Source organism: Jeotgalibaca caeni, from assembly GCF_028863945.1.
In the GTDB taxonomy this organism is placed as follows: Bacteria; Bacillota; Bacilli; order Lactobacillales; family Aerococcaceae; genus Jeotgalibaca; species Jeotgalibaca caeni.
The window spans coordinates 1-12,582 of the sequence record NZ_JARBEA010000066.1 but is presented as its reverse complement, the minus strand read 5'-3'; the positions used below and the strand labels follow the sequence as shown (position 1 = coordinate 12,582).

Here is a 12,582-nt window from a genome sequence, read left to right as displayed (position 1 = left end):
TACTATATCCCAAAAAAAGAAAATAGCAGGCAGTAACCCCCGTCGGGGTTTCTACCTGCTAATCTTAGTATGTTTTTGTTCTCGGTATTGTCCAGGCGTAACGCCAACTTTTTTCTTGAAGAGACGATTGAAGTAACTTCCGTTATAGCCAATCTTTTCTGCAATTGTATTAATTTTTAAGTCCGTATTCATCAGTAAATGTTTGGCATGATCAATTCTTAAAGTCGTGATGTAGTCAATATAATTCATGCCGATGTATCTTTTAAATTCTTTGCTTAGTAGATAAGGGTCAATTCCCAGTTTTTCCGCCGATTGTTCCAGGGAAAGGCTGACATCTTGGAAGTGCTCGTCCAAGTAATCCCGTAACATCAAAATTTCCTTCTTTAAGCTCTCCTTTGTTTGCGTATGGTACAGCTCATAAACGGGTTCAATAAAGGATTGGTAGAGCTCATCAGCAAGGGTAGCGGTGTTAAAATGGGTTTCAATGTGCAACAATAATTTTTCCTTATCTACGTATTCATTCGAGAAAAGTCCGTTTTCTAGTAAAAGGAAAGACAGGGCATCATACAGCTGCTTGACTGCTTCCAGTACATAGATTTGAATAGGATGTTGAGACACGAGAACCTCGATAAATTGATGCGTGAGAGAATACAAATCCTCTTTTTTATGATTGCGGATCTGGTCCATCATCATTCGTTCATAATGGATGGGATAGGTTGCCCCAATTTTTATCATTCGTTTATGATGCGTAGAAAAAAGGAACTGGTTCTTATTTTCCATTTCATGGAAGAAACGGTTGTAAGATAAGTCATTGAAGACTTTAGGCAGAGCTTTTAATTCTTTGGACAGGGGGCTGGCAGTAACCGTTACATGGCGTTTCAAAATCTGATTCACATAATGGAAGACATCACTTACGAATTGACTTTCGATTTCCTCATTGTTCGAAGGAGTGGATACAAAAATGTACACACAATTCGAAACAGGGCGAAGAGACGTGAACTCTGGGAAGTGTTTTTCTGCTAGATCATCCAACAAGTTATTAAGGATAAAATCATTTAAGTCAACATGATGATTTCCATCGACTCCATTTATTAATTCAGTCAACTGGATGGCGTAAAATTGATATCCTTTTTGAATGTCTTTCCAGCCGGATTCTTCCATGTTTCTCCATAACTCTTCTTCCGAGTAGTAACTTAATTCTCCTCGTATCATTCGATTAAGAATCGCCCGTTTGACTCTCTTTTCATTTTCCTTTGACTTCGCCACTAATAACTTTTTCTCTTCCTGTAGTTCGAGCCATTGATTCTTCAGATACTCAGTAGCATTCGTGGAAGATTTTTCCCATTCATTTTCTCCATTTGCAATTTCCTTCATTAATTCATAAACCGGTTGATATTCTCTTTTTGATACATAGTAACTATAGAGAATAGTCCCGACAATCAATAAGAAGGCGCTTACTAAAAGGATGGAAGAGAGAGCTTGAATCGGTTGAGTCAAGGTACTGATGGGAACGATTGATGCGAATGTCCATTGATGGTTAATATAGTCTTTGGAGACTGTAACCACACTATAATCTTTATAAGCATAGGACTTGCTTCCAGTAGACGGTATATCTAGTGAAGAAAGGAGCTCGGTCAGTTCGGCTGATTGAGGGCCTGACTGGGTCAAGAGCTTTTCGTCAATTAAGTATGCTTGGAAGCCTTGGGAATTCTCTGTAGAAAACTGTAATAGATTAGAAATTTTATCTAAATTAATTCCGGCAAATAAAAAGATGGGCACATCGTTATCTTGCGGGCGCAAATTTTGAACGAAATAAAGGCTTCTTTTATTGCCCGTTTGATAAGGAACCCATTGGAATTCAGCCTCTAGATCAAGTGCTTCTAACGGTGGGAGTGAGGTGTTGCTTGTTTGCGGCCATGTTCCTCCCGAGTTTAAGTAGTAAGGATCCTCATGGTGAACCGCTAAGGTAGCGGATTCTATGAGAGGGGAAATGTTTTCCAGGAGGAAGATTCGTTCACTGATTTCGTTCACTTCTTGAAAGTTATCAATGGAAAGCGGGTACTCCATCAAATGATCCTCACGCAGGCCGCTTCCCCAGTTAGCAATATACATTTCTAATTGTTCCAAGGTGCTGTCGATAAAGGTAGCTTCTTGAATAAAATTTTGACTATGCTCCTTAAGAAATTCCCGCTTAATCGGTCCTTCTACTAAATAAATCATAATAGAAGAAATAAGAATGATTGGAATAGAAAAAGAAAGGGCAATGAGTATGATTTTTTTATTCATAGATGACCATCTCATCTACTACGCCAAGTGAAAAACTTCAATGAGATCGGTTGAAATAGGACTGTTATCCGGATTCGTTTCCATTAATGGTTTCATATAGACCCACCATTTCTGGCAAATTTCTGTTTCACTGATTTTTTGATACTGTTCTTTATCTGGCACTTCTAAATAGGCAAACAGTTGTCTCGTTTTTGGTTCGAGAAAAATGGAGTAGTTGGATGCGCCATGTTCTTTTAAGGCAAGTTCCATTTCTGGCCAAAGCTCATCGTGTTTTTGTTTATATTCTGCCTCTTTGTTAGGGTATAAGTACATGACTGAAGCGATTCGTTCCATTTTATTCTTCCTCTCTTAGTAAATTAGTTCGATATTTTTTTCCAAGCAAGTATCAATCCAAACTTGTGGTGGTTCTTCATCCGTAATTAAATAATCAATCTCATCTAATGAGAAGACATTGATAAAAGATTCCGTATCAAATTTAGTAGAATCGACCAGCATGATTACTTTCGAAGAGCGATTACTCATTGCTTTTTTGATTTCGGATTCGGGCTCATTGGAATCCATAATCCCACTCTGCAAGGAAAGACTGCGGCAACTGAACATACCAAAGTCAACATTATAACGGTTTAAGGTTAACTCAGCTGATACCCCTACCATGGACTGGGAAGGTTTTCTTAGTGTCCCGCCTGTCGAGATTAATTGGAGATCGCTATTCAGGAAAGAGTAGAGCACATCGATTGAATTGGTAATAACGGTCAGATTCTCTTTCACATTCTTCATGGCATCGATGGCCTCAAATACAGTGGAACTCGCATCGACCATCAAAGTAGCATGATCTGGAACAATTTCTAATACTTTTTGAGCGATGATTGCTTTTCGATCACGATTTAAGGTGTTGCGCGTGATATAAGGAATATCTTGATTCGTTTGAGAGAGCAAAGTTGCTCCGCCGTGCGTGCGCGTCAGAATGCCTTCTTTCTCCAGTTTTTCTAAATCTCTGCGAATGGTTTCTTCGGAAACCTCAAAACGAATCGAAAGGTCTGATACGAGAATTTTCTTTTCTTGCATGATTTTTTTCGTGATGGCTTCACGTCTTTCAAACGCTAACATAGGGAGACCTCCTTTGTTTTTCTTTCTTTTATCATATAAAAACACAAGGGTTTTTGCAACGTTTCTTTTGTTTGTTTGGGTTTTTAAGTTATTTTTATTTGGGAAGTTGTTGATTTGTGTCTGTAATTGTGTGATAATAAGAATAAATAAAGCAAATGGCACCTAAAAGGAGGTAAAACAGTTGAATTGTTACGCAGCTGTTGATATCGGCGCTTCAAGTGGACGAGTGTTGCTTGGAACCTATCAAGACGGAAGAATTGATCTGGCTGAAATTCATCGTTTTAAGAACGGCTTTTTTCGAAAGGGCTTTCTCGATGTGTGGGATACAGATTATTTGTTAAAAGAGATTCTGACAGGCTTAGCAAAAATAAAGCAAGCTGGTATTGATACATGTACATTAGGTATTGATACATGGGCAGTGGATTACTGCTTGCTGGATGGAGAAGGTCAGCCGATTCATGATGTGGTCAGCTACCGGGATCATCGTACAGATGGTGCAATCGATAAAGTGGCTGAGTTGATCTCGAAGGAAACCATCTACCAAAAAACAGGAATTCAGTTTCAACCATTTAACACGCTCTTTCAGCTGTTTGTAGAAAAACAAGAAGATTTAGAACGTACGGAAACCATTTTGATGGTGCCGGATTATCTGACTTACCGGTTGACTGGGGAAAAAGTATTGGAAAAAACAAATGCTTCCAGTATGCAATTGGTTAACCTAGAAACAGGGGAGTTAGATGAAGAGTTATTGGCTTTAGTAGGGCTCAACCGGAAACAATTTCCACCGCTTATTGAAGCTGGTACAGTAGTTGGTTCCTTGAAACAAGAATTTTTCCCGGAATTTGATTTACCAGAAGTAGAGGTAATCGCAGTGGGTACACATGATACTGCTTCAGCAGTTGCTGGTACGCCAGGTGAAGGGGATAACTGGGCTTACTTGAGTAGTGGAACGTGGTCGCTGCTCGGAATGGAAATGGAAGAACCGATTTCAACAACAGCTGCTTACCAAGAAAACTATACGAATGAAGGCGGCGTGTATGACACGTATCGCTTCTTGAAGAACATCATGGGAATGTGGTTGATTCAAGAAGTGTCTCGAATGCTGGATCACCGTTATACGTTTGCAGAACTTGCACAATTGGCGGCAGAAGTGGAACCTTTCCAACGAGAAATCGATGTGAATCATCCTCGCTTCCTGAATCCAGAGCACATGATTGAAGAGATTCAAGCTTATTGCCAAGAAACCGGTCAATCCATACCCGAAACACCAGGTGAAATCGTTCGCTGTGTCTATGACAGCTTGGCACTATGCTATCAGAGAGAATTGCAAAAGTTGGCTGAACTTACCGGTAAGGAAGTAGAAGAACTTATTATTGTAGGCGGGGGCGGAAATGTGGCCTTGCTGAACCAAACCGTTGCAGACTTAACCGGAATGACGGTATGGGCGGGTCCTTCTGAAGCAACTGCAGTAGGGAACATTGTCGTTCAAATGATTCAAAAAGGCGAATTCACTGATTTGGCGGAAGCACGAAAAGTAATTAAGAATACATACCCTATGAAGAAATTCGAATCAAACAACAATGAATATGGAGGAAGAAAAAATGTCTAATTTGAAACAACAATATGAATTAGCAAAAGAAAAATATGCATCCATCGGTGTAGATGTAGATGCTATTTTAGAAAAAATGAAACAAGTCAAAGTTTCCGTTCACTGCTGGCAAGGAGATGACGTAACAGGATTCTTAAGTCCAGATCAAGAATTGACTGGTGGAATTTCCGTAACCGGAGACTATCCAGGTGCCGCGCATACTCCAGAAGAGTTAAGAAGAGATATGGAGAAAGCTTTCTCTCTTATTCCAGGAAAACACAAAGTAAACCTACATGCCATGTATGTGGATACAGATGAAAAAGTAGACTTGAATGAAATTGAACCAAAACACTTTGAAAAATGGGTAGCTTGGGCAAAGGAACAAGGACTTGGCTTGGATTTCAATCCAACCTTTTTCTCTCATCCAAATTCAGCAGATGGTTTCACATTAAGCCATCCGGATACCAAAATCCGTGAATTCTGGATTGAACATGGAAAACGCGCTCGTAAAGTAGCTGCTTATTTTGGTGAAGAACTAGGCCAAACAGCTATTAACAACTTCTGGGTACCAGACGGATTCAAAGACAATCCAATCGACCGTCTTTCACCACGTCGTCGTCTGCAAGAATCACTAGATGAAATCTTCTCCGTAGAATATGCTCCAGAATTAACGAAGGATGCAGTAGAAAGTAAAGTGTTCGGAATTGGAGCGGAAGCTTACACAGTCGGATCACATGAATTTTACATGGGATACGGCATTTCAAGAAATAAATTAGTATGTTTGGATGCAGGGCACTTCCATCCAACTGAAAAAATTTCTGACAAATTATCATCACTTGCACTCTTCAGCGAAGGAATATTACTTCATGTGAGCCGTCCAATGCGTTGGGACAGCGACCACGTAGTCATTATGGACGATGAATTAATGGAAATTGGGAAAGAATTAGTGCGCAATGATTTATTAGATAAAACCTACATTGGCCTAGACTTCTTCGATGCCAGCATCAACCGGATTGCAGCTTGGACAATTGGAACTCGCAATACCCTTAAAGCAATCATGAAAGGCATGCTTGAACCAACAGATGACTTGAAAACAGCAGAGTTGGAAGGAAATTACACATACCGCCTAGCTATGACAGAAGAGTTGAAAGACTATCCGTTCGGCGCTGTGTGGGATTATTACTGTGAACAACAAGGCGTTCCAGTTGGAATGGAATGGTTTGAGCAAGTAAAAGAATATGAACAAGATGTACTCTTAAAGAGATAAGGGAAAAGGCGGGAACAAAATGGCTAACTTGAATATTTTAGAAGCTCCTTTCGTATTAGAAATGATGGAAACAACAAATAATATGTATCGTCTTGGCTGGGATGAGCGTAACGGAGGAAATATCAGCTACTTGCTTGATGAAGCATTAGTAGCAAATTATCTTGATCTATCCAATGTATTAAGAGAAATTCCAATTCCGTTTGACGGATTAGAATTAGCCGGTAAAATTTTTATTGTTACCGGTTCAGGTGAGTACTTCAAGAATGTAATCAATAATCCGGAGAGATGTTTAGGAATTATTCGAATTTCTGAAACAGGCAAGAGCGTAGAACTACTATGGGGATTCTCAACAGGCGGCGTTCCAACCAGCGAACTGCCATCTCATTTGATGAGTCATATTTCTCGCTTGAGCGTAGATCCAGAAAACCGTGTCGTGATGCACTGTCACGCTTCACACTTATTAGCAATGACATTTACCCACCCATTGGATGAGCGAGCATTCACTCGTACCATGTGGCAAATGTGTACGGAATGTTTGGTTGTATTCCCTGAAGGAGTAGGAATTATTCCATGGCTTGTGCCGGGAACGACTGAAATTGGTCAAGCGACATCAAACAAGATGAAGGAAAACCGCCTTGTTTTATGGCCACATCACGGCGTATATGGAGCCGGAAAAGACTTAGATGAAGCATTTGGTTTAATTGAAACCGCAGAAAAAGCAGCACAAATCTTTACATATGTGCGTGCACAAGGAGAAATTCTCCAAACAATTACAGATGAACAGCTTGCAGCACTAGGCGAAGCATTCAAAGTAACACCGCGTGAGGGATATTTAGAAGTATAAAAAATAAAAAAAGCTGGTATCCTGTATGCAGGACCAGCTTTTTTAGCAAAAGGAGAAAAAACAATGATGAATATAGGCGTACGTGGACATGACTTCAACCACGTTGATACACCAGAGGAACTTGGCGCAAAAATCAAAGCAACGGGAATCAAAAATATTCAATTTGCATTGCCGATTTCTTTTCCTGACGTTTTGAGTGCAGGAGAAAATATGAATCCGGGAATGGGAAGTTTCTTCAGACGTACCTTTCAAAAGGCGGATATCGAAATTGCAATTCTCAGCTGCTACATCAACATGATTCACCCTGATGAAGCGGAAAGGGAAAACGTACTGGATAAGTTCGGTCGTTATTTGCAAGTGGCGAAGTCATTTGGTGCGACGATGGTTGCGACAGAGACAGGATGTGTGGATGCGGATATCCACTATACAGAAGAAAACTTCACGGAAGAAGCATTTGAAAAAGTAGTGGCTTCTGTGAGCCGACTTGTAGAAATTGCGGAGAAGGTAGGAGTCACCGTTGCCATTGAAGGCGGAATGAATCATCCCATCTATTCGCCTCAAAAAGTACGAGAGTTACTAGACCGGATCCAGTCACCTAATCTGAAAATTATTTTAGACGTTACGAACTTTCTGCGTGCGGATACGCATCAGCTCCAAAGGGATATCATCGATGAATCGTTTGTTTTATTTGGTAGTGAGTTAGTTGCGATTCACTTAAAAGACTTTGTAGTAGAAGACGGACAAGTGAAGCCAGTGGCGATTGGGACAGGGAATATGGACTTTGCTTATTTACTTGAGAAAGTAAAACAAACGAAGCCATACTTGTACCTCATGATGGAAGAAACAAAAGAGGCGGATGTTCCAGCAGCTCTTCAATATCTAGAAAAACTTTACCAGTCACAAGAATAGAAAAAGTTCATCATTCCCCCTTCCATTTTTCTTTATAAATGATCTTGAATCAGGTACTATTGAATAATAAAGGGGGAAACGATATGGAATGGATCGAGCGAGCGCCTGCGAAAATTAATTTGACGCTGGATGTCTTATACAAGCGTGAAGATGGCTATCATGAATTAGAGATGATCATGTCTTCAATTGATCTCGCAGACCATTTAACGTTTACTCCCATAGAAGAGAATCGGATTGAAGTTTACACCAATAAAGCTTTTTTGCCAGTGGACAAACGGAATCATGTTCATCAAGCCATCCGATTGGTGAAGGAACAGTTTCAGATCGATTCTGGTATGTTGGTGGAAATCGACAAACAAATCCCTGTTGCAGCAGGGCTAGGGGGCGGAAGCACCGATGCAGCGGCCACCTTGCGTGCATTAAATGGAATCTGGGACCTTAACTTGAATAGGGAAGAATTAATTGATTTAGGCATGCAAATTGGAACAGATGTGCCTTATTCGATGGTCGGTGGAACCGCTTTTGTTTCTGGTCGAGGTGAAAATGTGCGGCCCATCAAGCCGATGCCGGCTTGCTGGGTTGTTCTGGCCAAACCGAAAATAAGTGTTTCCACAAAAACAATTTTTAAAGCTTTGGAAGTCGCTCAGTTAGAGAACTATGAACCCCAATCTCGTATCGTAGAAGCTGCGATTGAAGCAGAAGACTATGAAGAAATGGTCCGCCACTTAAGTAATGCATTAGAAGTGGTAACCTTTCAGCGTCATCCCTACTTGAAAAACATCAAAGAACGGATGATTCGTTACGGAATGGATGGCGTGACAATGAGTGGAAGTGGACCTACAATCCTTGGTTTTAGCCGCAATTACTCAAGAGCCAAGCGTGTGTATAATAGTTTGCGCGGGTTCTGTGAGGAAGTTTATATTGCCCGAACCATAAAATAGCGATACAAAAAGAAGCTGGAGTGAAATCCAGCTTCTTTTTGTATCGCGATTAAACGAGTTTCCGAACAGACTCTCTTTCAATGAGTTTTGAACTTAGAATCATCCGTTTAGCGACAATATCTTCTGATTCAATCCGTTCTTTCAAGGTATTGATTCCTACTTCGCCCATTTCTTCCGTGAAGATTTTTACGGTGGTTAATGCGGGAGTCATATACTGTGAAACAGAAAGGTCGTTAATACTAATCAGGCTGACATCTTCAGGAACAGAAAGGTTATGTTCCTTTAATGCATGCAAACACCCGATTACCATTGCATCATTTACAACAAAAAATGCAGTGGGGAAATGGTCTTTCAGTTGATTAAGAGCTTCTGTCATGAGCTCATAGCCCACTTTAATATTGGATTCGGAAGTATTCTTAAAAAAGAAAAGATCTTCATCAAATAATAAATGATGATTCATATAATCTCGATACGTATAGATGGCAGGAGACTTATAGGTTCTGAATCCGTGCAAATTCTCTTTATTCTCGGCCCCAATGAAACCAATTCGTTGATGACCTTGCTCGATTAAATAAGAGAGGGCGATTTCAGCTGCTTGGGCAAAATCACCGTTAATGGTATCGAAGTTTTGCAATGGGTAGTTCGTCCCAATGAAGACAACGTTCTTATGTAGACCAGCAATCAAGTTTACTTCTTCTTTGCTAAATTTCCCAATCGCTAAAATACCATCCGTGTTATCTGGTATCCCGTTCTCACGAGTCGTAGTTTTGATCAGGTTATAGCCTAACTCATTGGCGCGTTTCTCGGCTCCGATGCGAATAGACATGTAGTAAATGTCCTCGATTTCTTCTTGAATATCTAGCCATTGAATAATCGCAATGTTAATTTGCGTTTCTTCTTTCTTTTGCTTCTTCATAATATGTTTTGTGTAGTTTAATTTTTCAGCTGTTTCAAAAATCTTCTGCTTGGTCTCGTAAGTAACCGATAAAGTAGGATCATAATTCAAAACACGTGAAACAGTTGAAATCGAAAAATCTGTAGCTTGGGCAATGTCTTTAATCGTTGCCATTGCGTTCCCTCTCTCCTAGATGATAATTTCTCTTTATTTTAGTAAAAAAAATAAAAAATATCTATTTTTTTAGTAAAATATATTGATTAATTCCTATAATAATGTAAAATATAAGAAAATGAAAGCGTATTACCACCGGATTTGAAGATTGATGCATTTTTTTATGAGTAAAAAAATAAAATTTTTACTAATTAAGGATGATGTCATGCTGATGAATAATTTATTAAAAGAGAATGACTTTGAATCAAAAAAAGATTTCCAGGGAGCGTTTGAAGCATTGATGACTCCTTTGCTCCCTTATTATACAGACGGCAGAAAAGGCCGGCTAAAACTGGGAACAGGGGGAGCCGTTTATACCGAAGATGTAAGGCAAATAGAAGCTTTCCTTCGGCCTCTGTGGGGGCTGGGGCCGTACCTCGTTGATCATCACCATCCAGAATTAGAATCTGATTATCTGGAAGGAATAAGAGCAGGAACTGATCCTCAATCGGAAGATTACTGGGGTAAAACAAATGATTATGATCAGCGCCTGGTGGAGATGGCCTCTCTAGCGAACCTGTTTTTATTAACGAAAGAAAAGACCTGGGACTTATTCAGTGCAGAAGAACAAGAAAATATATATCGATGGTTGATGCAAATAAACCAGCATACGATTCCTTTAAGTAATTGGTTGTTTTTTAGAATATTAGTAAACCTTGCTATGAAGAATTGTGGGAAAGACTGGGACGAAGATCGCGTTCGCTTGGATTTAGAAATCATTGACTCTTGTTATATAGGAAACGGATGGTACTACGATGAGAATCCGACCCAGATGGACTACTATATCTCGTTTGCTATTCATTATTATAGCCTAATCTATTATAAATTCATGAAAAAAGAAGACCCGGTTCGAACGACTCTTATAAAGGAACGTGCGATACAGTTTGCGCAAACGTTTAAGTATTGGTTTGATGAAAAAGGGGAAGCCTTACCTTTTGGGAGAAGTCTATCTTATCGATTCTCACAATGTGCGTTCTGGACTGCTTTGGTTTATGCCGATATTCAAGCGCTACCATGGGGAGAAATAAAAGGGATCATCAGCCGGCACATGAAAAGCTGGATGGCCAAAGACATTTTTAATAAGGAAGGACTTCTTACAATCGGCTATCACTATCCAAACTTAATCATGGCAGAAGGGTACAATGCTCCCGGTTCACCTTATTGGTCTTTGAAGTCGTTTCTCTTACTTGCAGTAGCGGATGCCCATCCATACTGGCAGGCGGAGACAACTCCTATCCAGTACCCGCTCAAACAAATTGCGATTCCTGAAGCAAGAATGCTGATTACAACAAGCAAAAACCAAAACCAAGCATACGTAGCGGGACAATTAGAACAAAAGCAAGCACATGTTGATGCGAAATACAGCAAGTTGGTCTATTCAACAACCTTTGGGATCAGTGTGTCGAAAGGTTCCGTTTATTATAAGCAAGGCGGATTTGACAGCTGCTTAGCACTGTCTGAAGAAGACACTTATTATAGAAGTAAGTTGGGTACAGACCGTTATCACATTCATCGTGACTATGTCGTCCACGAATGGAGACCATGGAAGGATGTATCGATTCAAACCGTTGTCATTCCGATTGATACCTGGCATGTCCGGATCCACAAAATTAAGAATCAACGATATGTACATGCGGTAGAAGGCGGCTTTTCTGTGCCTGTTGAAGAGAACGATCGAGTCATTCTGCACGATGAAGGAATTGAATATGAAAGTAGAGTAGGCACTTCAAGTCTTTATAACATTTCTGGTTATATGAATCCAATCATGCAAGTCCCTGAACCAAACACGAACCTTTACTTTGATCGCAGTGTCTATCCCATTATGGAAGCAAAATTAGAAGTTGGTGAACATTGTTTGATTAGTTTAGTGGGCGGCAGCGTAGAAAAAAATGAAACGATCCCAACTGTAAAGTATGAAAATAATACGATTGAGATTACTTATGGAGAAACGAAGAAAATAATTAACTTGACCGACGAGGTGTGAACGTGAATAAAATCGATACACGCACATTTATTCGAGAGATAAGAACAGAAAGGGATCGTATTTTAGAGTCTTGCTGTGTGGCTCCAATTTCTCCCAGAGGTTATATTGCCTATTTGGAAACAGGAAATCGACTTACTTTTGAAAAAGAATACTTCGATAGAAGAAGGCAGCTTAGTACGCTGGGACTTGCCTTATGTATCGACCAGAATCATATCCCTACTGTTCACATGCTCGAGATGGTAATTTGGGAAATTTGTAATGAATATTCATGGGCTCTTCCCGCTCACTTAGAGATAGAAGACTCCACCGGGTACAAGGAAAATAGCCCGCAGTTTATTGATTTGTTTGCTGCTGAAACAGCTCAGTCTTTAGCCGAAATACTAGAAATTCACCAAAAAAAGCTATCTCCCTTCATTCAAAACCGGATACGGGAAGAAGTTGAACGGCGTATTTTCCAGCCGTTTGAATCCAAAAAACATACTAAGATTAGCAGGTAGAAACCCCGACGGGGGTTACTGCCTGCTATTTTCTTTTTTTGGGATATAGTA

General features: G+C 40.0%; 11 protein-coding genes. 7 read left to right on the top strand and 4 right to left on the bottom strand.

The genetic code is table 11. The annotated features are described in order from the left end of the window. Positions 1–51: 51 nt before the first annotated feature. From PVE40_RS11240 to PVE40_RS11230, 3 genes are read right to left on the bottom strand one after another with little or no spacing between them, the layout of a single operon-like run. A complete protein-coding gene (locus PVE40_RS11240; protein WP_274732029.1) occupies positions 52–2,286 on the bottom strand; it encodes a helix-turn-helix domain-containing protein in 2,235 nt (744 codons plus the stop codon). An 18-nt stretch (positions 2,287–2,304) separates the two neighbouring features. Next, positions 2,305–2,619, bottom strand: coding sequence for an L-rhamnose mutarotase (gene rhaM, locus PVE40_RS11235; protein ID WP_274732028.1), 315 nt, complete (start codon positions 2,617–2,619; stop codon positions 2,305–2,307). A gap of 15 nt (positions 2,620–2,634) precedes the next feature. Next, entirely contained in the window at positions 2,635–3,393 is a 759-nt protein-coding gene (locus PVE40_RS11230; protein WP_274732027.1) for a DeoR/GlpR family DNA-binding transcription regulator, read from the bottom strand. Between the two features lie 181 nt (positions 3,394–3,574). Between PVE40_RS11230 and rhaB the strand changes: the two genes are divergently transcribed. The 5 genes from rhaB to ispE all read left to right on the top strand — a co-directional run bounded on the left by rhaB (position 3,575) and on the right by ispE (position 8,942). Continuing rightward, positions 3,575–5,002, top strand: a complete 1,428-nt coding sequence (gene rhaB / locus PVE40_RS11225) for a rhamnulokinase (protein ID WP_274732026.1) — start codon at positions 3,575–3,577, stop codon at positions 5,000–5,002. After that, a complete protein-coding gene (rhaA, locus tag PVE40_RS11220; protein ID WP_274732025.1) occupies positions 4,995–6,248 on the top strand; it encodes an L-rhamnose isomerase in 1,254 nt (417 codons plus the stop codon). The genes rhaB and rhaA overlap by 8 nt, the downstream gene beginning before the upstream one ends. A gap of 19 nt (positions 6,249–6,267) precedes the next feature. Beyond that, on the top strand, positions 6,268–7,092 hold the full coding sequence (gene rhaD, locus PVE40_RS11215; protein WP_274732024.1) for a rhamnulose-1-phosphate aldolase: 825 nt from the start codon (positions 6,268–6,270) through the stop codon (positions 7,090–7,092). Between the two features lie 63 nt (positions 7,093–7,155). Next, positions 7,156–8,001: a sugar phosphate isomerase/epimerase family protein gene (locus tag PVE40_RS11210; protein ID WP_274732022.1), complete on the top strand. Its 846-nt coding sequence runs from the start codon at positions 7,156–7,158 to the stop codon at positions 7,999–8,001. 83 nt (positions 8,002–8,084) lie between these two features. Then, the gene (gene ispE / locus PVE40_RS11205; RefSeq protein WP_274732021.1) at positions 8,085–8,942 is read left to right on the top strand and encodes a 4-(cytidine 5'-diphospho)-2-C-methyl-D-erythritol kinase; all 858 of its coding nucleotides are present in this window, start codon (positions 8,085–8,087) and stop codon (positions 8,940–8,942) included. A 49-nt stretch (positions 8,943–8,991) separates the two neighbouring features. Here ispE and PVE40_RS11200 read toward each other — a convergent pair whose 3' ends face one another. Beyond that, positions 8,992–10,011 (bottom strand): LacI family DNA-binding transcriptional regulator, encoded by a 1,020-nt coding sequence (locus PVE40_RS11200; RefSeq protein WP_274732020.1) that lies wholly within the window; start codon positions 10,009–10,011, stop codon positions 8,992–8,994. A gap of 208 nt (positions 10,012–10,219) precedes the next feature. Between PVE40_RS11200 and PVE40_RS11195 the strand changes: the two genes are divergently transcribed. Both PVE40_RS11195 and PVE40_RS11190 read left to right on the top strand, forming a co-directional pair. Then, on the top strand, positions 10,220–12,034 hold the full coding sequence (locus PVE40_RS11195; RefSeq protein ID WP_420828533.1) for a DUF2264 domain-containing protein: 1,815 nt from the start codon (positions 10,220–10,222) through the stop codon (positions 12,032–12,034). A gap of 2 nt (positions 12,035–12,036) precedes the next feature. Beyond that, positions 12,037–12,531 (top strand): hypothetical protein, encoded by a 495-nt coding sequence (locus tag PVE40_RS11190; protein WP_274732018.1) that lies wholly within the window; start codon positions 12,037–12,039, stop codon positions 12,529–12,531. The last annotated feature ends 51 nt before the right edge of the window (positions 12,532–12,582 follow it).